The following is a 21,538-nucleotide window of genomic DNA, read 5'->3' as shown; positions in this document are numbered from 1 at the left end:
TCGATTTTTCACCTAATATAAAAGTATAAATAACGTACACAATTTAATTTTATTTAATAAAAATTTTTTAATGCTTATAACAAGAAGGTATCTCATCATGTTGAAAAAAACATTCATCTCTTCTTTTGTCGCACTAGCAGTAGGTTTAAGTAGCTATGCTGTTGCTTGTACACGTGCCGTATATTTAGGTAATAACCAACATATTATTACTGCTCGTTCGATGGACTGGAAAGTTGATACGGGTACAAATTTGTGGATTATGCCAAGTGGCATTGCTCGTGATGGTAGTGCAGGCTCCAATTCAATAAAATGGACATCTAAATATGGAAGTGTGATTGCTACAGGTTATGAAGTTTCCACAACAGACGGCATGAATGAAGCTGGATTGGTTGCCAATATTTTATGGTTAGTAGAATCTCAATATCCGGATATAAAAAAATCTAATAAACCATTATTAAGTATTGCTGCTTGGGCACAATATGTACTCGATAATTTTGCAACTGTAGATGAGGCTGTTAAAGTCTTAGAAAAAGAACCTTACACCATTGTTACCGACAATGTTCCAGGTGAATCAAGGCTTACCACCCTGCATTTATCTATTTCTGACAAAACAGGTGATAGCGCAATTATTGAATATATTGACGGAAAGCAGATTATTCACCATAGTCGCAGCTATCAAGTCATGACTAACTCACCTACTTTCGATAAGCAACTCGCACTTGCCGAATATTGGAAACAAATTGGTGGAACGATCATGCTCCCTGGTACAAACCGAGCATCTGATCGCTTTGCACGTGCATCATTTTATATTAATGCAATTCCTAAAAATGATGATAGTAAACAGGCTCAAGCCTCTGTATTTAGTGTGATTCGAAATGCGTCTGTTCCCTATGGACTAAATACTCAAGAAGAACCTAATATCTCTTCAACTCGTTGGCGAACTGTAGCTGATCATAAACAGCTGCTCTATTTTTTCGAGTCTGCCCTATCACCAAATGTGTTTTGGGTTGACTTAAAAAAGATTAATTTTAAAGATGGTAAAACGCGTAGACTTGATTTAGGGCCCGATCAAAGCCATATCTATGCAGGTGATGCTACTTCTTCATTTAAAATTGCAAAACCATTTGTATTTTTAAGCCCAACTACACGTTAATTTATGTCAAAATTATTGGCCTTAACATAAATAATATTAAACATACTATCTTGGAATTTATATGATGAAGAAATCTCTACTCTTATTGGGTTCTTGTCTACTTACAACGGCTTGCAGCACCACACAATTTGGTACAGATAAAGCAACAGCTCCTACAGTAGTAAAGACAGCTGGTCAGCTCAACTGTTTACCAACTGAATTATGTCCTAGTTTGCTCGTGAAATGGAACGAGAATCAAAAAGATCAGCTCCGCGTAGATGTTCATTTAAGTAGTAGTTATAACTTTTATGATATTAACGAGTTAATATTTGATATTGATGGGAAGCGATTTACTTATCAGCCCGCTCAAACGACTGAAAAAACGAATGTAAGTCGATTAGTGCCTAAACATTCAACAACTTTCTTTATTATTCCAAGCCAATTCTTAAAAGAGTTTAAAAATGCTCAAAATGTAAACGTTTTGATAAAAACGGATAAAGGAACGATTGAACGCAATATGTATAGTCCACAAAAACAATCTTCAGTTTATAAGAACTTTATGCAGCTTTATCAAAATTCAAAATAAAGCAGATAGATTAAGTCATGCATCTATCCAGAATTATTGGATAGATGCATTATTTTTTAATAATAAAAATGTTTTGGTTTCGCATGTAAAAAGGCTGGAATCAATCCTGTTAAAGCTGCGCGTATATCTGCACGTTCATTAATTAATTGATGTGAACCTTCTTCAAGCATTAATAGTGTTTGAAGCCTAAATTTACGACGAATAAATTCAATGTTGTAACGCCAGTCAACCGTTTGATCGAGAGCACCTTGTGCAAGCCAAACAGGAATACGGCAAGCGGGCCGCTCTTCCATTTCTTGCATCCATTTTGACATTGCCAAAATCCAGTCCATCCCCATCATCCGAGGCTGCAACGGATCTTTTAAGCGAATAAACCGCAAAAATTCAGGATTATGATTATTACGTCTAAAGTGTCTTGGTACTTGACGCTTAATACGGCGAATAATGCCTAACCCGACCGGATTATGCCACCATGCGGTTTTTGCAGGGCGAATCAAAGGAGAAAGTAATAAGACTCTATCTACAATCGGATCTTGGCGTTTTTCAGCATATTCTAATAAATGATGCATCCAAATTGCCCCGCCCGTGCTTTGTCCAATTCCCACCCAAGGTTTAGGCAACTGATCTGCATGTTTCACATATTGATAAACAGCCATCAAAACTTGTTGATAATGATCAAAATTTTGAATACTTGCTGGTGAACCATTGCTCAAACCATGCCCTGGTAAGTCGTAGGTAATAACACTAAAACCTTGTTCAAGAATTTCACGAATGATAGGCTGATAAATACCGCTATGCTCAAGATAGCCATGTAGCAAACAGACGCTACCTTGTATTTTTTCTATTTTAGGTTTGAAAACCTGCACATGTAAGCGAAATAAAGGCATTTGAACATAACCCTGCCAATGGTCACATTCAAGTAAATGCAAACCATACAATTTGCGGTAGGCAAGCAAATCTCGCGATGGTTCCTCTAATGTATTTAAATTGAGTGGACTTAAAACCTGTGGCGTAAGATCACGGTTGGGAACCGGCAAATCTAATTGTTTTAATACGGCAGGATTGAGAAATGGGATATCTGACATTAAGGTACCTCTCGACAATCACTTGAGCCAAACAACATGTCGCGAATTGTCGCAAGTAATTCATAATTCGCACGGCGGCTATGATCGTAATTTTGTACACTTGGTTGCCAGCGTGTAAGTGGTGTTGGCATCGGAGCTACAACAGGAATCGTTTCTATACCATTTAAGGCAAATAGTCGACGTGTACGCGGCATATGATATTCATCAGTAACCAACATAACCGTCGGAGCGCCTCCTTTCTTCTGAAGCAACAGAGAGCTAAATCGTGTATTTTCACAAGTATTCATACTACGTTTTTCTAATAGTTTTGCTTCCACACCGCGCTCTTTTAACCAAGTTTGCATATAAGGCGCTTCAACACCGCTAAGCACAATAGGAAGATGACTTTGATTTTCAATTTCTAAAGTTTTTTCCAAGCGTAAGCGCGTGTAGCCATTAACCACAATATCTTTACCATTTTTATCTAAGGTTAATCCGCCACCCAATACAACAATTGCATAAGGTTCTGATAACTTTTTAGGTTGCACTGGTAATGGATTTTTACGCACATATTCGATTTTCTGTTCAGGTTCACTAACAGCTTTTTGATGCTCGGGTACTACAGGTTTTCTTGCTAAAAACTCTGTATATTGCTCTGTAAGTGCTTTATTTTCCGAACTATTAATAAAGAGAGCTTCATCAATAGGAGCACTTGCTTCATCGGCAGCATCAATTTCTGAGTTTTTAACCACTAAAGGAACCGTTACGGAAGCGGCTGCCTCTGAATCTTGCTCCTTTTCTTCTAAGAGAATAATTTGCTGTAAAGCCTTATAGTTTTCTTGAAGATAGGTCAGATCTGTTGTCTTTTTTTCACGTAAAGCTTTTTCAGTCAGCTTTAAATATGCTTGACGAGCAATCCATAGATTTGAGCCTGGTTCTAAATTGTCATGCTCACTTAATGCAGCCTGTCTCTGGCTTTCAGCAGCGACTTGATTAACATCAACCGGTACAAAATAATTAAGCCCAGCTACAATTAATTTTGAATAAAACGGCGAATATAAAAAAACCACGAAACAGCCCAATAGTAAAAATAGCGCGGTGACTACTTGTACTAAACGTACCATTAAGTGTACTTGTGGCATAAAACTATTCCGTATGATTTTCAATTAAACCTAAACTGTTATAAAGCACAGGCTCTGGTTCTAACATAATATGGAAACGCTGATCAACATCATGTTGTACAGCCTGATAAGTTTTCTTTACATCAGTAAGAGATGCATTGGCATAATTCACCAAAACCAATGCCTGTTTGTGAAACATACCCACCATATCAAGTTGTTTACCTTTCCAACCCACTTGATCAATTAACCATCCTGCTGCAATTTTAACGTTTCCACTCGCTTGAGGATAATGTGGAATTGTTGAGAATTGTGTGACTAAGCGCTCAAATTCTTGAGAATTAACTATTGGATTTTTAAAGAAACTTCCCACATTTGGATATTCTTTTGGATCAGGGAGTTTACTTTGACGAATATGAATGACTTGATTTTGTAAGTTCTCGGCAGTCTGATTATCTCCAACTGCTTGCTTCAAATCACCATAGTTAAGCTTTAAATGGGGATGTTTAAGCAATTTAAAAGTCACATGCGTAATGATGTAACGGTTCGGATCATCTTTAAAAATGCTATGACGATAGGCGAAATGGCAGTCTGCTTCTAAAATTGTCTGAGTTTCTTTTAATTTACGGTCATATACTTGTACCGACTCAATAAACTCACCTACCTCTACTCCATAAGCACCAATATTTTGTACTGGTGAAGCACCGACTAAGCCTGGAATAAGTGCGAGATTTTGCAAGCCAAACCAATTTTGTTGAGTACTGTATAAAACGAAATCATGCCAGACTTGGCCTGCACCGACATTAACTCGAACAAAATCATCATCGTTCGATAAAACTTCGATACCTTGAATATCTAGATGAATAACCAACGCATTGATCTGTTGCGGCAGTAGCATATTGCTACCGCCCGATAGTACAAGTACATTTAAATTATGCTGCTCAGCAAAACCCAAAGCGTCCTCAATATCCTGAATAGTTTGGACTTTGGTGTAGTGAGATACTGTTGCATCTAAACTCAAAGTATTGAATGGCTTAAGCTGTACATGATTTTGAATTTGCATCGTATTGAAAAACCTATTCTTAAACATTCAATTGTTTTTTTAAAATATTTATCCACGCCAAACTACTGGACTCGCATTGATTGAGTACACGTTCAAAGCCATCAGCACCGCCATAATAAGGGTCAGGCAAGGCTTGTTGTGGATATTCAGAATCATGCTCGCTCATTAAAGCTACTTTTGCCCGAATTTGATGAGTGCCAAACTGAGAAACCGCACTTTGTAGCATGTCATGAATATCATCAAAGTTTTGATGATCCATTGCCAAAATCAAGTCAAATTCTAAAAAGTCTTGAGTTGAAAGCTGTCTTGCACGTAAAGAAGATAAATCATAACCTCTTTTTTTAGCGTGCAGCTGACTTCGCTGATCTGGTACTTTGTTTGGATGATAATTACTCGTTCCAGCAGAATCGACAAATATATTGAGTTGATGTGCTTCACAATAATGTCTAAAAACCACTTCAGCCGTGGGAGAACGGCAAATATTTCCTAAACAGACACATAACACCTTATATTGTGTTTCCATTAGAAATTACTTCCAAATATTTGAATTACATAGAAATAAATATGGTGCATGCAAAATCCTAACAAAACTATAAATTATTGTCAGAATTGAATTGACCATTGTGACGTGTTGCATTTTGTCAAAACTCACATGGCTTGAAAAGGAAAATAATGTTTATCAATAGATTAAAAGTTGATAAATCAGTCGACAAACGATCTGATCTTCTAATTTTCAAGAAAATAATAAAGCCCTCATCAGAGGGCTTTCCCACAGAGGAATAACTTTTTTATATTATTTTTTTTTGTTCATTTCACTTTTTATTCAGATGTAAAAAAGCCCAATATTATGGGCTTTTAAGTAAAACTTGGATAAAAATCATTTATTTTTAAAAAGCTTATCTGTCATAGTTCTATCAATTTTACTACGATGTCCATTTTCAAAGTATCGATCAACATGGCATAGTTTTGTTTTGGTATCACAGAACACACCATTTGAAAGTGTGAATGCAGAAGTATCAAAATCACCTTGAGAGAATGCTTTGTTCGCTTTGTTAGTTCCTAAGTATTTGGCTGTAAGTTTTTTAGATACACCTTTCTTGTCAGCGCAGATATATTTATCACAAATTACACCATTTTTAGGTGAATAGATGCTAGAGCTGGTTTTCGCCATTGCTGCTGAGCTAAACATTAAACAAGAACATCCAATAAGACTAAGTACAGTTTTAGAAATTTTCACTTTTGAACCGAATAAAATTATAAATTGTTAGGGCATTATATGAATTAGTAGTCTTCAGGAAAATCTACCAAACAGTATAAATAACAAAAAGCCCACCTTTCCATAAACGTTTAAATACCTTGCGTGATCTCCGCCTACCTTCCCCCTCCTACTATATGAAAGTAGTGCTTATCTCATACAACACTCAACATAATCACTTCAGAACTACTTTATTTTAAAGTGTCTTATGCTAAGTTACTTAAAGATGAATCCTAAAGAACCCTTCTACAATAATGTTCAAAAATAAGGAAATAACGTATATGAGCCATTTTCAATTTCAAACCGTTCCAAATATCATCTCAGGCTTAGGCTCTATACAAGAATTACAGAATGTTTTGTCATCAAAAGCTTACCGTAAGTTATTACTCGTCACCGATGCAGGCATGATCAAAAATCAATTACATCTTCCCATCATTCAAATTTTAGATACGCTTAATATTGAATATGTCATCTATGCCGATGTGCAAGCTGATCCGCCTGAACAAGTGGTATTAGATGCAGCTAATTATGCAAAACAGCAAAATGTAGATGCCATTATTGGTTTTGGCGGTGGTAGTTCTTTAGATGTTGCAAAAGTAATTGCTCTGCTCGCGCACCCCGACCAAACTCAAAATTTGCAAGATATGTATGGCGTAAACCAAGTAACCACTGCTCGCCTTCCGCTTATCTTAATTCCAACGACAGCTGGTACAGGCTCGGAAGTCACTCCAATTTCAATTGTGACCACGGGCGAGACAACAAAAATGGGGATTGTCTCTCCGGTACTGTATGCAGATACCGCTATTTTAGATGCCACGTTTACTGAAAATTTACCAGCTCACATTACTGCTGCAACAGGCATTGATGCGATGGTGCATGCCATTGAGGCATATACCTCTAAACACAAGAAGAATATATACACCGATATTTTAGCTAAGAATGCTTTGAAGTTGTTAAACCATAACTTACCGAAAGTTCTAAAAGATGGTAATGATTTAGAAGCACGTCAAAACATGCTGTTCGCCTCGATGCTTGCAGGTCAAGCATTTGCAAATTCACCCGTTGCTGCTGTACATGCTTTAGCTTACCCACTTGGCGGACATTTTCATTTATCGCATGGTCACACCAATGCCTTAGTGTTGGTTGAAGTATTAAAATTTAATGCACCAAATGCAAAAAAATACTATGCGGAACTGATGCAATGGCTAGATCCATATAGCAATGGCAGCACAGATGGTTTGTGTGATCTGTTTATTGACCATATGCAGAATCATTTAGATCGTAGTGGTTTGGTCTTAAAGCTGAGAGATTTGAATATTGAAGAGTCTAGTCTACCTAAGCTTGCTCAAGATGCCATGCTACAAACTCGCTTGCTACAAAATAACCCTCGTGACATGACAGAAGCTGCCGCTTTGGCAATTTATCAGGCGATTCATTAATGACTAAACCAGTTTTAAAAACCCACGATCAATTTAAGTTCTTTTTAGACATTCAAACGCGCTGGGCAGATAACGATATCTATGGTCATGTGAATAATGTGACTTATTATAGCTATTTTGATACGGCAGCAAATGCCTTACTCATTCAAAAAACAGGTTTTGATATTCATCAATCACAATCAATTGGCTTAGTGGTCGATTCAGCTTGTAGTTTTTTTCAGGAATTATCTTTTCCCGAAATTATTCAGGTAGGTGTTGCGATTGGTAAAATCGGTACCACTTCACTGCACTATGAACTGGCCATCTTTAAACAAGGCCAAGAACAAGCTTCAGCTCAAGGACATTTTGTGCATGTGTTTGTTGACCGTGAAACCCGAAAAACGGTTCCAATTTCTGAGTCTACTCGTAATGTTTTAGAGAAATTTTTATTATAAAAAATGAGGCAAAAGAAAATGAGCTGCTCTTTTTGCCTCTTCATTATTTAGACCATTGCTGGATCACTAAATGAGTCCTCACCTGTTTCAACCCGACCAGCAAAGCGTCGGTAATAAGACACATCACTTTGGCATGTGATCTCAAAATCGTACCAATGCCCTACATCAGCCAAAGCCCAGTGTTGTTTAACGACTTGCCCCGCTTTTACGGTAAGTTGTAACGGTGCGTCTTGTCGATATGCACACGGTTTTACCGTTAATATTGCATCCTTAGCCCCGTCATTCATAAGCTCTACATAGACATCACCATTAGCGATGTCATAACACACTCGAATTTCAGGTTTAATTCCACTATCGACAATACGTTGAGTATCTCCTTTAAAATGACGATGATAACCATTTGGGCCTAACACCCATAAATCATAGCGACCTAAGTTATCTTTTAAAGCATCCCATTCATCATCTAAGGTTTTATTCGGCTCGACAATATAACGCTTTGGAATACGGTCTAGATTGAGCTTGTCATATACATGAAAAACCGCCGCTTGCTGACCTGTATTAGAGAAAATCAATTGTACCTTTCCATCCGCTTTACAACGCGCACTGGTATGCAACTCATAAGGCAATGCTCGTGACAGACGTATACCACTTTGCTGAATCGGCAACTTGCTATCTGTTGGTACTGGAACAGCAGGTAAAGCCTCTTGATTTTCTCTTAATTCATCTGCCTGTAAACGTGTTTGCTTTCCATTGAGCTGCGGTAAAACATCGGCATTTGGAGTTTTAAAATTAAATGCGCTGGTTAAATCACCACACACTGCACGGCGGTATGGACTAATATTCGGCTCTTTTACACCAAATCGTTTTTCTAAAAACATAAGCACGGACGTATGGTCAAAAACTTGAGAGTTGACCCAACCACCACGGCTCCATGGAGAAATCACGTATAATGGAACACGAGGCCCTGGCCCATAAACACGCCCATCAGGTGTAGGCTGAGAATGGCTCCCCTCTGGTGCTGCGTGGTCAAAATACTCATCCTGCATGTCGGCACTGCTTAATGTTGATTTCCCTGCGTATTGACCATTTTTAAGTCGAGATGGCGCAGATGGTGATGGTACGTGGTCAAAATAGCCATCATTTTCATCAAAATTGATAATCAGTGCTGTTTTACTCCAAACCTCTGGCACAGCAGTTAATGCATCAATAATTTCTTGAATAAACCACGCCCCTTGAACTGGGCTTGAAGGGTCTGGATGTTCACAATAAATTGATGGTGCGTTAATCCAAGAGACTTGCGGCAATTTACCTTCACGAATGTCTCGTTTAAAAGCATCGAGATATTCTTCAGGTTTATTGCCAGGTAAAGTATTTGCGATGCCCTTATATAATGGATTTTTGGCATTATCAGTCGCAGCGTCATAAGCTTTATACGGTAATTTTTGACCAGTATCGGCATAGGGTTTGTTCGGTTCACCACCACTTGCAACCGGATAACCAGATGCGATATTTGCCTTTCTAAATGAACGGAATGCACCAAGCATATTATCGCCCCATTCATCTGGCATATTTTGATAACAAATCCAGTTTACTCCTGCTTCTTCCAAACGCTCGGCATAGGTCATCCACGTATAACCACGATCTGCCGTGGCTGGATTACCATCAATCCAGTCCCATTCATTATTTACAAATGAATGCTTGGTTGGTGTTGCCCCATTCGTGCCTGTTAAGTGAAAAGACCGGTTTGCATCTGTTCCAGTGTGCATAGAACAATGGTAGGCATCACAAATCGTAAATGCATTTGCAAGCGCAAACTGATATGGAATTTCTTTTTCTTTAAAATAACCCATGGATATATCAGTTTTATGGGCTGGCCAATTCGCCATACGTCCATTGTCCCATGCTAACTGACTGTCATTCCACGTATGTGGCGTGCCATCTGCTCGCTGTGCATTATTGGCTGTGCCATCTAAGTGAAAAGGCGTTAAAACTTGCCCATTACTTCTGAGTTGCTCCCATACACGGCGGCCACTCGGGAGAGGAATCGTAAAACGATCAGCAAAACCTCGAACACCTTTTAATGTTCCAAAATAATGGTCAAAAGATCGGTTTTCCTGCATTAAAATAATAACGTGTTCGACATCTTGAATTGTGCCTGTTTTATTGTTTGCAGGAATTGCCAAAGCTTTTTGAATACTAGATGGGAAAGCCGCCAATGCCGCAGCACCAAAGCCCATATTTAAAGAGTAATTTAAAAATTTACGACGTGTAATCATGATCAGGTTCTTTTTATTATTTAAGTTTAAGGAGCGCAGCGCATTACAGGCTTTTTACCTGTGTCTGGTGCATTTGAATTATCATTTGATGAGTCGTTACAGCCGCTCAGAAAAAGTGCACTGATCAATAAAAAATATGAATATTTAAAAGAAGTTATTCCTGCGTATTGCCTTTTCATGTCTATGTACAATCCATTTAAAATCTAAAATGGCTAACATAGAAAAGTACAATGACAGTGACGTGACCTGAATGTTTCAATCCCGTGAAAAAGCATGGAATTGTATAATTTCCAAGCTCATCACAGGACTAAAAAGTTAAGGCTTTAATTGAATATTTTGTAATTCGCCATCAAAGGTCTCTAGGAGGCTTTTAATGACTGGCTGTTGTTGTAATAACTCAGCTGCTCGTTGAAAGGCTTTTTCTTTACGCGCACTTTGAATGATATATGGTGTAGCCGTATTTACAGCGCCATATTCAACTGTAAATTGAGTATCAGGCCATTGCTCATTTAATGCATCAATAAGACCTTGTTGTAATTGAGTCAACATATTTTCATATTCTTGAGGAATATGGAAAACTGTATTGCCACCAATTTGACCTGTCATCACGCCATGCTGAGCAAGCTCTTGAACGGCTGGAGAGAGTTGACTAGTTCTAAACCAATATTCCCATTTTGCTAGTGTCCACTCGCCTTCTAAGGTTTGCGTAGTTAGCTTCAAAATGTCTTGAGGCATAAGCTGCCCGTTATCAGTTGCACTAACTTCTTTTACAACTTCAATCTTCTCAATCACCTCTGGGGTTTCCACCAGTAACGGTTGCTCGACAACAGCTTCTAAGGCTAAATCATTAGTAACGGGCGTATCTTGGGCAAGTGAAAAATCAGTGCTAGGTGCTTCAAATAAACCTATAGGCTCAGCAGTAAAAGCTGGTTCAGGTTCAATATTTTTGGCTTGGGTTTCAGCCTGAACTTGTACTGACTTTTGTTCTGGTACCGGAATAAAATCTTCCTCCAAAACATTACTTGTTTCTTGAACAGATGCTGACTCAAATCCGATTAACTCATGATGATTTGGGTCAAATACCATTAAATCCTGATTAGACTGAGGTTCAGGTTCAGGTTCAGGTTCAGGTTCAGGTTCAGGTTCAGGTTCAGGTTCAGGTTCAGGTTCAGGTTCAGGTTCAACCATAGCGGGTTGACTAATAACTTCAACTGGCTGCACAGCACTTACAGGAGCAATATCTTGAGCTGTTTGCTGAACTTGGGGATTCATCACAACTTGCTGATTTTGTTGAACAGGCTCTGACACTACAATTTCATTTGGCGCTAAAGGACGGAATGCCAATAAGTGTAAAATGCACATTTCAAAACCTTGTTCTTGCGTCACGGCAAGTTGTAGGTCAGATCGCCCTTTACATGCAATTTGATAATACAGTTGTAAATCTTGAGCAGAAATTAGCTTGGACAGTTGCATAATTTTGCGATTGATTTCATCGCTATATTTCAAACTCAAATCAGGCAGATATTGCAAAATTGCCAATTCATGCAATGTCGAAATCAACTGATCAAGTACAAGTGAAACATCAAGCGCTTGATGTCTAAATTGCAATAAAAGCTGACTCACTTTTTCACGTTGGTTCTGGTGAATCGCTAAAATCAAATCATAAATAATGGTGCGGTCAATTAGACCGAGCATTTCTTTAACATCTTGATGCTGTACAGCACCCTGACCATACGCAATTGCTTGGTCAGTTAAAGATAATGCATCACGCAATGAACCTTGAGCAGATTCGGCAATTTGCCAAATTGCATCTTGGTCAGAAACAATCTGTTCTTTTTCAAGAATTGCGCCAAGATGCTTTGTAATTTCATCAACAGCTAAAGGGCGCAATGTAAATTGCAAACAACGTGAAATAACCGTAATTGGTAGCTTTTGCGGATCAGTCGTTGCAAATAAAAATTTAACGTGTTCCGGTGGTTCTTCTAATGTTTTTAATAACGCATTAAAGGAATGCGTAGATAACATATGTACTTCGTCAATCAGGTAAACTTTAAAACGACCTTGCGTTGGCGCATATGGAACGTTGTCTAAAAGTTCACGCGTATCCTCTACTTTTGTTCTTGAAGCAGCATCAATTTCAATCAGATCAATAAAACGGCCTTCGTTTACCGCTTTACAAGTTGCACAGACTTCACATGGTGTAGAGGTTACACCTGTTTCACAGTTTAAACACTTGGCTAAAATACGTGCAATTGTGGTCTTCCCCACACCACGCGTTCCTGTAAATAAATAAGCATGGTGTAGACGACCGCGTTCCAATGCACTGCTTAATGCACGAGAAACATGGTTTTGCCCCACTAACTCATTGAAATTACGTGGACGGTATTTTCTAGCAAGTACTTGATACATGTATGCTCCTTGTTACAGGCATAAGCATACTTTGTTTTTAAAAGAGAGTGAACGCATAAAGCTCATATCCGTACAGATAAACTGCGAACTATACTCTTTTCTCATCTGAACCATTTATTTGACTAAGGGTGATCATGATGTAACTCGTGATCAGTGACTCCATCATCCATCGTTTGTACCAGCCCAACCCCATCTTTAATTTCAGCCGAATAATTTCCTTTCTCGGTAAAAATTTGCATGATCGTATAGTGGTCTTTTTGACTTTGAGTAATGGTAAAGAAATTCTGATTTGGATCTCCCTGATCAAATTTCCCTGTCCACCGAACAATATCTTGATCAACAGGTTCAATCTCTACAATTTTTCCTGTGCGGTTAATTCCATATTCCAACATTTGAAACTCAACAGTATCACCTACTTTTTTGAGTTCAATCACGTTTGGATCATACTTAATCACCATACCTTGTCTATTTTTAATCAGTGGAAAATTAACATTAGAAGGCAACTGATCTTTTTCTATCTCATTAAAAACAATTTGTTGCTTAGATAACCTTTCTTTCTCTGATGGGTTCAGATTCATTGTATTTTGACGAGCAAGACCATTCTGACCTTCAACTCGCTTTAAGCTAACTTCACTTTTCTGGCTATCTGTAGATGACGTTAAAGCAGAAGAACTTTGCTGTGAAAATGCAAGCCAGATGAGAACTGCTAGCGCTAAACAAGCGATAGCAGTTCCTATTAACAATTTATTTTTTTTCATTAGTTATGGCTAAGAATAGAGATTAGTTATATAGAGAAATTTTCTGTGCATTTAGGTTAATAACACTCACCGCATCAATTTTTCCTTCTACGCCCAAACGGACACCATATTTAGGGTTATATAAGTATGGGCTAGAGTAAAAATTAATATTATTACCTCCCATCGCAGTACTTCCTAAAGGATGGGCAAACCCTGAACCAATATTGGTTGAACCATTATGGTATAGACCAAGATTATGTCCCACCTCATGGCGCATCGCAGCAAAAGAACAACCCGCAATATCATTTGCACCAATCATGTTATATGAAGATGCATTAATCCATGCCCAGCCACAACCACCATCGCCTGGTTCATTGCCTTGATAATAGACGCCATCAGCCAATACGCGTTTACGCTCATTTTGTACGGTCGTGTCATCGCGTCCAAAAGAAATCGCTTCTTTTAAAGTTGCAGCAGGTATTTTATAAGTTAAATAGCCCACATCTCTTAAGTAAAAACGAGCATTTGAATTTTCAGCAGTTAAATTCGTTAAATTTACGCCTTCAATCATTCTAAGTTTTGCAGCGCTCTCTCCTAAAATTGAATTTACTTCTGGACTAGAAACCAACAACATATCAATTGTATAGCTATCTACTGACCAGCCTTGAGCAGTGTAAATAAAACGGCGATTTTCACCATTTTTAATGGTCGCAGACAAACCATTGGCAGCATTAATATAGGTATCAGCCGATGCATTTGACGCAATAACCACCTTATCCCCGACTTGAGCTTTAACTGGTAGTTGCAAGGTTGGCTGCCAATTTGAGGTAGAAAGTTTTACCTTTAAAGCGGGTTGAGTCATATTCGGTAAAATTGCAGGAATTGTTGCCGATGAATCAATCACCTTCGTTGGTGAAGAGATCAGCTGCCAATATCCTTTATCACTGACATACATAAACTCATATTGATCGCCTGTTTTTAGCGTTAAAGTCGCTTGGCTATTAATATTGGTATTATTAATTTTTGCAGACCAAGTCGCCGTAGATTTAATAACAATTCTATCCCGATCATTTGCAGTCGCTGGTAGAGTGAAATTGGATACCCAGTTCCCATCCCCAAATGAAACTTCTGTAAGTGGACTATTTACAACTGCTAAAGAGGTTCCAATTTGCTGAACATTTAACTTCTGCGGTTTAATATATTCTGGCACCCATTTTCCTAAAGCAGAATAATATTTAAACCAATATTCAGATCCATTTTTTAATGAAAAACTGCTCGGGAATAGTAAATTTGTTTTATCAATATCCGAGCTTGCACTTGCTGTAGAAACAACTTGTACAGTTGTTCCATCACGTACATCACTCGGTAATGCAATGGTTTGTGCCCATTTGTCATTTTGAATGAGTACTTTTTGTATGGATGCAGTCGTTAACGGTACAACCTCATAGTTAGCACCATTCGTAGGACTCACTGTCGCCAACTGAGCAATCCATTTCTTTTGAGCGGTATTAAAGATGAATTGGTAAACATCCCCGCTATTTATCTTCAACACTTCTAACGGAATATTCGTATTAGAAGTATCTAAATAACTACTATAAGCCGCACTAGAGCGAATTGTAATTTTGTCTAAATTATTAGCACTTGCTGGTAAAGAGAGATTTTTGACCCAATTCCCATTTGCTAAAGAAAATTCTAAATCTGAATAACCAGATGGAATTGATCCACTATTATTATTCTGATTGGGTGAAAGTACAGTTGCGGCATATACAAGTGAAGATGCAACAATTGCTCCGATAATGAATGATGTTTTTAATTTTAAATTCACAGCAGCCTCTTTTATTTGTTTTTAGATTTTTCGAGTAGCAGATTAACAAACCATTTTTTTATAGTCAATTTTTGATCAATTAATTTTTTATTAAATTTCAATTACATGATCACTGAATCATTTTGAAATAAAAATATGAAACTTATTAAATAATAATTTTTTTATGAGAACTAAATAACTAATAATATTCTGAGATGAAGAAAGCTTTATCAATTTATGTGTATTTAAAAATTATATTTATAACAAGAAAAAGAGAGAAATTTTTCTCTCTTTTTCCATGACTGTTAAGCTTGTTTAGATCATTAACTCACTTTCTTTGGAAAACTAAACCAGACAAATACAGTTAAAAGGAAGAAACAAATGGCTGAGATTGTAAGTACCCAACTATGTGCATAGCTAAAAGCTTGCTGAGCAACTGCAACTAATTGTCCTCCCAAAGGACTTTCAATGTTAGAAGCCAATTGCATGGTTTCACCAATCGAAATACTCGCTTTTTCAATTAAGTTCGTCGGAAGCTCTTCTGGCAAAATAATTGAGCGACTATAAAACCAAGACAACATTAGACCAAAAATAGCGACACCTAAACCAGCACCCAACTCATAGGCCATCCCTTCAATCGCACCTGCTGCACTTGCTTTGTTTGGTGGTACAGAAGACATAATCGCAGCAGTAGAAGCCAGTAAAGCAATCTCAATACTAAAACCTAAAAAGACCATACACGTCCATGCTAAAAAGTGATCGGTCGAAAAGTTAAGCTGGGCAAGCCCCCATAGACTAAAGCCACTTATTAAAATCCCAACAGTAGATACAAGTCTAAGTCCCCATTTATTTAAACAGATTCCTGCCAATGGACCACCTAAACTAATTGCAATCATAAATGGAATAATAAACATGGCTGCTTGTAATGGAGAAAAACCATGCACAAACTGCAATTCTTGAGACAAGAGTAATTCAAAGCCGACCAAAGCAATCATTGAAACAACGGCCATAACAATACTGGTAGAAATGACTGGATGTTTAAACAACTCCAAATCAATCATTGGAGTCGCACTTCTTTTTTGGCTACGAATAAAGTGAATTAAAGCACTTGTTCCAACTACAAACATCACGACTGTAAGTACTGAGAAGTTGTACATGGCCGATTTGATTGAATAGATCAGACTTAAAATCGCCACAACCAACACTAAAGCTTGGCCTAAATTAATTGGCTGGTCGGTTTTCTCTTCCTGCTTAGGAATGATCATGACAATCATGACCAGAACAACCAAAATAATTGGGATGTTGATGAGGAATACTGCTCCCCAATGGAAATGCTCTAGTAAAAAACCACCCACTAATGGACCAAAAGCGGCACCACCGCCCCCTACTGTCGACCAAAGGCCAAGTGCAAAATTCCTTTGCTTTTCTTCGGTAAAAGCATTTCGAATTCCCGATAAAGTTGCTGGAATAAGCATGGCTGCCCCTAGCCCTAAAAGAGCACGGGAAGCAATTAAGGCATAGGCTGTTGGTGAAAAAGCAGCTGCCAGTGAACCGACTCCAAAAATTGCAGTTCCAATAAATAATAATTTTTTAAAGCCAATACGGTCACCGAGTGCACCCATCGGCAAAATCAAACCTGCCATAATCAGTGAATAAATATCAATGATCCATAAAAGCTGATTGGCAGTTAAATTCAATGCTGCACTTAAAGATGGTGTTGCAACATGCATCACTGTTGCATCAATTGTAACCGGCAAATAAATAAGGACGATGATTGTCAGAATTAACCATTTCTTTTGCATAACGCTCTTCGATATCCAAAACTTGGACATGTGTTCAAATTACGGTTATTATATACGCAATTGGACACTTGTCCAACTTTAAATTTTAATGTAGTTTGTCTCGAATTCAGTCAGGTGAAATAAACATGGCCTATCTTAATCGTGATCAACGCAGAGAAATGATTCTGCAAGCTGCCATGCAAGTTGCTTTGGCTGAAGGTTTTACAGCCATGACGGTACGTAGAATCGCAAGTGAAGCCCAAACCTCTACTGGACAAGTTCATCATCACTTTTCGTCGGCATCTCATTTAAAAGCTGAAGCTTTTTTAAAGCTTATGGAACAGCTGGATGAAATTGAACAAACCCTACAAACCACTAGCCAATTTCAAAGGCTCTTTATCTTGTTAGGTGCGGAAAACATAGACAGACTTCAACCTTACTTACGATTATGGAATGAAGCTGAACTCTTGATTGAACAAGATATAGAAATACAAAAAGCTTATAACTTGGCCATGCAAAGCTGGCATCAAACGATTGTTCAAGCCATTGAACGCGGCAAAAAAGACGGTGAGTTTAAAACTCTATCTAACTCAACAGACATTGCTTGGCGTTTGATTGCTTTTGTATGCGGTCTAGAAGGTATTTATAAACTTGGATTACAAGGTTTAGCTGAAGAAGATTTTAAACGTCATACCGAAGCGATTATTCGCTTAGAATTGTTATAAGCGTAGAGCTGGCATTTATTCAAATACCAGCATTTTTGAAAGTACAGAATTTAGAACCAGCCTTTTCGGCCTTTTAAAATTTGGTCGGTGCAACGTAAAGCTTCTTGAGTAAGCCCCCACAAACGATAGTCACCCGTTATTGACCCAATCTGAAAGTTATGGGTATAAGCAAAGCTAAGATCACGTTCAGGGTCACACCATGCACCTGAGCCATTATAGCCAATATGCCCAAAACCATTTTTAGCACGCTTACCCATGGTAATAATACGGTGATAACCTAAACGCCAATTCATTGGAATTGGCATAACACGATCACGTGCATAACTTTGGATGGTGCTCAATTCTTTAAATACTTCTGGGCGAATCAGTTGTTGTCCATCCCATTCGCCGTGATTTGCCAGCATCGCATAAATTTTGGCAAGGCTACTTGCAGTAAATGTCCCATTTGCTGCCGGAATAACAGCTTGCAACCCTTCATCACTAAAGAAACTAAAGTGCTTCATTCCTTTTGGAATCATAGCATCCTGAAAATCTTGCGGGTCTTGTCCAGTCCACGTAATCATTTTTTCAGAGAGTGAACTTTTGCGCGGCTGCGGCTTTTTTACTTTTTCAACTTGAGTGGATGCTGGTTTTTCTGGCTTTGGTTGAATAATTAGACGTGCTACACGATCTAACTCACTTGCAGGCGTTCCAAAATATGCACCATCTAACTGCAACGGTTCGACCAGATATTTTTGCATGAGCTGATATAAAGATTGATCAGTTGCTTTTTCAAGCACGCCGCCCACAAGCCAACCAAATGTTAAAGCTTGATACGCATTGCCCTCTCCCGCGACAAATCTTGGTTTAACAGCCGCGACCACATCTAACATGTGTGACCAGTCCAGCATTTCTCTCGCACTTTCGATAGTATTTCGAATATCAAACATACCGCTTTGATGGCTTAGCACATGACGCAATGTCATTTGCTCTTTACCATTTTGTGCAAATTCAGGCCAATAAGTCGAAATCGGTTTGTCGTATTCTAAAAAACCCTCACTTACTACAATGTGAGCTAAAGTTGCTAGTACACCCTTACCTGTAGAGTAGCAAACAGCCAAAGTGTCAGGTTGCCATGCTTCATTTTGTGATTTTAGACCGGTGTAGATATCTACAACTTTCTGGCCTCTAAAATAAACCGCTAATGCAGCTCCACCTTGTCCTGTTCTAGCATCTTGAAGACGGCTAAATTGGTGGGCTAAATCAATAAAACGTTCATCTAAAATACCGTGATAGTTATGGGTATCGGCCAGTAAAATCTCTTTAATCACATGAAGTTCCTTGCATTTTTTGTTATTTTGCTCAAAAGCAGCCCAAACACCTGTTCAGGCTGCTGATATTTTTATAATGCTTTTACAGTTCCTGCAACATGAGGTTTTTGTGATTTCGTATTACGAATCAAGAAATCAGTCTTTTTGTCTGCATTGGCAGTTAAAAACTCAACTTTTGAAGGTAAGAACATTGGCAGCTTAAACCACACATCTGCTTCATAAGCATTTGGTAATTCAAGATTCGCTAGTGCTTTAGCTTTGCTCCACATGCCATGTGCAATTGCTTGCTTAAAGCCAAATGCTTTTGCAGTAATGGCATGAATATGAATTAAGTTGAAATCACCTGACACTTTCGCATAACGGCGGCCTGTGTTTTCTAAAATATCCCACTGGGCCTTTGGCACATAAGCTGGGGCCTGCTCTTCTTTAGCTTTCTCGCCGACTCTTTTCTCAACTTTTTGGCGAGATAAATAAGTCGTTAAGCCTTCCATAACTACTTCGTTGCCAACTTTTGCCGTGGTAATAAAGTCAAACTGAACACCTTTATCATGCGGTTTTAGTTCCCCAAATTTACATGACAGGGTTAATTTTTCAGTTACACCAATCGGTCTGGTTTGTTTAATCTGGTTACGAATATGGACTAAACCTAAAATCGGAAATGGAAAAGCTTCTGCCGTCATCATGTGCATTTGCAAACTTTGAGAAAGCACAGCCAAATAAATCGCAGGTACAAAGCCATTATTTTTAAAGCCACATACTTCGTTGTAAGCTTTTAAATGTTGTTGATCAATCTCGAGGCTATCAACAACATATTCAACTTGCGGCAAGATTTTTGGCCCTTTAGGCTTTTTAAAGATTAAACCTTGCACAACTTTTGGATAAGCCAATGCCGCTTTTGGTAGCTGGCTAAAATGACGAGTATTCATACCTAACCTTTTATAATTTATAGATTCTTTAATGAAAAAGGGATGCCCAAGCACCCCCTATTTTTTAGCTAAGAGTGCTTAAGCGCCTAACAAGCTTTGACCACACACACGTACCACGTTGCCATTTACGCCTGTAGATGCAGTTGATGCAAACCATGCAATCGTTTCTGCTACATCAACAGGTAAACCGCCTTGTTGCATAGAGTTCATACGACGACCAGCTTCACGAATTGCAAATGGAATCGCAGCAGTCATTTGTGTCTCAATAAAACCAGGAGCTACTGCGTTAATGGTAATCCCATTTTTTAGAATAGGTGCAGTAAATTTAACTAAACCAATCACACCTGCTTTAGATGCAGCATAGTTCGTTTGACCAAGGTTACCTGCAATACCACTAATTGATGATACGCAAACAATACGGCCATTTGCATTTAGACCATCGTTTTCTAACAAGTAGTCATTTACACGTTCAGCAGCAGACAAGTTAATGTTAATTACCAAGTCCCAAAGCTCAGGCTTCATATTTGCCAAAGTCTTGTCACGAGTAATACCCGCATTATGGACGATAATATCTAAACCGCCTTGTTTTGCAGCAGCAGTTTTAATTTTTTCGCCAGCATCGGCAGCTGTAATGTCAATTGCCAATGTAGAACCGCCAATGTCAGCTGCTACACGGTCAAGATCAGCTTGCTGCTGAGGTACATCTAGACAAATGACATGAGCACCATCACGCGCCAATACATGTGCAATTGCCTCACCAATACCACGGCTTGCACCGGTTACTAATGCAGTTTTACCAGCAAGTGGTTTTGCCCAATCAGCATCAACGACGTCTGCTTTAGAAACACGAACAACTTGACCAGATACATAAGCCGAACGCGGAGAAAGTAAGAAGCGTAAAGTTGATTCAAGGTTCGCAGCAGCACCTTCATCTACATATACAACTTGAGCAGTAATACCCTTTTTAAATTCTTTACCTACAGACTTGATAAAACCTTCAAGAGCACGCTGAGCAATCGCCTGTTTTACAGTTTTTGCAGTTTCAGGTGTTGTACCAATCACAATAACACGCCCAGAAGTCGCAACTTGACGTGCAATCGGGTTAAAGAATTTATAAAGCTCATTTAACTGTTCTGAGTTTTGAATACCAGAAGCATCAAATACTACTGCTTTGAATTTTGATTCTTTGTCGCCTGCATTGAATGGGCGTAAATTTAAACCAACTTTTGCAGCGTCTTGTTGTAGTGCAACATTATTGCCAACATAACTATCTGCATGAATATTGCTAAGTACTTGTGCAATCGCGCCAGACAATACACTTGACGGCGCCGCGCCAACCAATACTGCACCATTCACTACTGGCTGAGCACTTTCAAAACGCTCTAATGCAACTGGTGATGGTAAACCCAGATTTTTAACAACAAATTTACCAATAGGAGATTGTGTAAATGCTTGGTATTGATCAGTCATGATTATTAT

General features: G+C 38.5%; 18 protein-coding genes. 5 read left to right on the top strand and 13 right to left on the bottom strand.

The genetic code is table 11. The features are described 5' to 3' along the window. Window positions 1–97 precede the first annotated feature (97 nt). Window positions 98–1,153, top strand: coding sequence for a linear amide C-N hydrolase (locus MKL38_RS05100; protein ID WP_270902714.1), 1,056 nt, complete (start codon window positions 98–100; stop codon window positions 1,151–1,153). 61 nt (window positions 1,154–1,214) lie between these two features. Further along, window positions 1,215–1,718, top strand: coding sequence for a hypothetical protein (locus MKL38_RS05095; protein ID WP_209831007.1), 504 nt, complete (start codon window positions 1,215–1,217; stop codon window positions 1,716–1,718). Between the two features lie 56 nt (window positions 1,719–1,774). Here MKL38_RS05095 and MKL38_RS05090 read toward each other — a convergent pair whose 3' ends face one another. The 5 genes from MKL38_RS05090 to MKL38_RS05070 all read right to left on the bottom strand — a co-directional run bounded on the left by MKL38_RS05090 (window position 1,775) and on the right by MKL38_RS05070 (window position 6,200). Continuing rightward, window positions 1,775–2,803 (bottom strand): alpha/beta hydrolase, encoded by a 1,029-nt coding sequence (locus MKL38_RS05090; protein ID WP_270902713.1) that lies wholly within the window; start codon window positions 2,801–2,803, stop codon window positions 1,775–1,777. Continuing rightward, on the bottom strand, window positions 2,803–3,924 hold the full coding sequence (locus MKL38_RS05085; protein ID WP_270902712.1) for a YdcF family protein: 1,122 nt from the start codon (window positions 3,922–3,924) through the stop codon (window positions 2,803–2,805). The genes MKL38_RS05090 and MKL38_RS05085 overlap by 1 nt, the downstream gene beginning before the upstream one ends. 4 nt (window positions 3,925–3,928) lie before the next feature. Further along, entirely contained in the window at window positions 3,929–4,963 is a 1,035-nt protein-coding gene (murB, locus tag MKL38_RS05080) for a UDP-N-acetylmuramate dehydrogenase (protein ID WP_270902711.1), read from the bottom strand. 19 nt (window positions 4,964–4,982) lie between these two features. After that, a complete protein-coding gene (locus tag MKL38_RS05075; protein ID WP_270902710.1) occupies window positions 4,983–5,486 on the bottom strand; it encodes a low molecular weight protein-tyrosine-phosphatase in 504 nt (167 codons plus the stop codon). 354 nt (window positions 5,487–5,840) lie between these two features. Next, complete coding sequence (locus MKL38_RS05070) at window positions 5,841–6,200, bottom strand: YcgJ family protein (protein WP_442866685.1); 360 nt, start codon at window positions 6,198–6,200, stop codon at window positions 5,841–5,843. Between the two features lie 299 nt (window positions 6,201–6,499). Between MKL38_RS05070 and MKL38_RS05065 the strand changes: the two genes are divergently transcribed. Then, entirely contained in the window at window positions 6,500–7,657 is a 1,158-nt protein-coding gene (locus tag MKL38_RS05065) for an iron-containing alcohol dehydrogenase (protein WP_270902708.1), read from the top strand. Then, window positions 7,657–8,091: an acyl-CoA thioesterase gene (locus tag MKL38_RS05060; RefSeq protein ID WP_270902707.1), complete on the top strand. Its 435-nt coding sequence runs from the start codon at window positions 7,657–7,659 to the stop codon at window positions 8,089–8,091. The genes MKL38_RS05065 and MKL38_RS05060 overlap by 1 nt, the downstream gene beginning before the upstream one ends. A 47-nt stretch (window positions 8,092–8,138) precedes the next feature. Here MKL38_RS05060 and MKL38_RS05055 read toward each other — a convergent pair whose 3' ends face one another. The 5 genes from MKL38_RS05055 to amvA form a co-directional block, all read right to left on the bottom strand. After that, entirely contained in the window at window positions 8,139–10,367 is a 2,229-nt protein-coding gene (locus tag MKL38_RS05055; RefSeq protein ID WP_270902706.1) for a phosphocholine-specific phospholipase C, read from the bottom strand. Between the two features lie 315 nt (window positions 10,368–10,682). Continuing rightward, on the bottom strand, window positions 10,683–12,776 hold the full coding sequence (locus tag MKL38_RS05050) for a DNA polymerase III subunit gamma/tau (protein ID WP_270902705.1): 2,094 nt from the start codon (window positions 12,774–12,776) through the stop codon (window positions 10,683–10,685). 122 nt (window positions 12,777–12,898) lie between these two features. Beyond that, window positions 12,899–13,534: a metalloprotease secretion chaperone CpaB gene (cpaB, locus tag MKL38_RS05045; protein WP_270902704.1), complete on the bottom strand. Its 636-nt coding sequence runs from the start codon at window positions 13,532–13,534 to the stop codon at window positions 12,899–12,901. 22 nt (window positions 13,535–13,556) lie between these two features. After that, on the bottom strand, window positions 13,557–15,338 hold the full coding sequence (gene cpaA, locus MKL38_RS05040) for a metalloendopeptidase CpaA (RefSeq protein WP_270902703.1): 1,782 nt from the start codon (window positions 15,336–15,338) through the stop codon (window positions 13,557–13,559). Window positions 15,339–15,640: 302 nt separating this feature from the next. Continuing rightward, window positions 15,641–17,119 carry a multidrug efflux MFS transporter AmvA gene (amvA, locus tag MKL38_RS05035; protein ID WP_270902702.1) on the bottom strand — a complete coding sequence of 493 codons (1,479 nt, stop codon included), beginning with the start codon at window positions 17,117–17,119 and terminating at the stop codon, window positions 15,641–15,643. A gap of 125 nt (window positions 17,120–17,244) precedes the next feature. Here amvA and MKL38_RS05030 point away from each other — a divergent pair, with 125 nt between their 5' ends. Beyond that, complete coding sequence (locus MKL38_RS05030) at window positions 17,245–17,823, top strand: TetR family transcriptional regulator (RefSeq protein ID WP_270902701.1); 579 nt, start codon at window positions 17,245–17,247, stop codon at window positions 17,821–17,823. A 50-nt stretch (window positions 17,824–17,873) separates the two neighbouring features. On the opposite strand, the gene MKL38_RS05025 is transcribed toward MKL38_RS05030, so the two are convergent. From MKL38_RS05025 to MKL38_RS05015, 3 genes are all read right to left on the bottom strand, one after another. Then, complete coding sequence (locus MKL38_RS05025) at window positions 17,874–19,133, bottom strand: serine hydrolase domain-containing protein (protein WP_270902700.1); 1,260 nt, start codon at window positions 19,131–19,133, stop codon at window positions 17,874–17,876. A 71-nt stretch (window positions 19,134–19,204) separates the two neighbouring features. Then, entirely contained in the window at window positions 19,205–20,059 is an 855-nt protein-coding gene (locus MKL38_RS05020) for a MaoC family dehydratase (RefSeq protein WP_270902699.1), read from the bottom strand. 78 nt (window positions 20,060–20,137) lie between these two features. After that, window positions 20,138–21,529 (bottom strand): 3-oxoacyl-ACP reductase, encoded by a 1,392-nt coding sequence (locus MKL38_RS05015; protein ID WP_270902698.1) that lies wholly within the window; start codon window positions 21,527–21,529, stop codon window positions 20,138–20,140. Window positions 21,530–21,538: the final 9 nt, after the last annotated feature.

It is taken from the genome of Acinetobacter sp. AOR14_HL, assembly GCF_027855175.1.
GTDB lineage: Bacteria > Pseudomonadota > Gammaproteobacteria > Pseudomonadales > Moraxellaceae > Acinetobacter > Acinetobacter calcoaceticus.
Note: the sequence above shows the minus strand (reverse complement) of the source record. Positions and strands in the feature narration are given on the sequence as shown.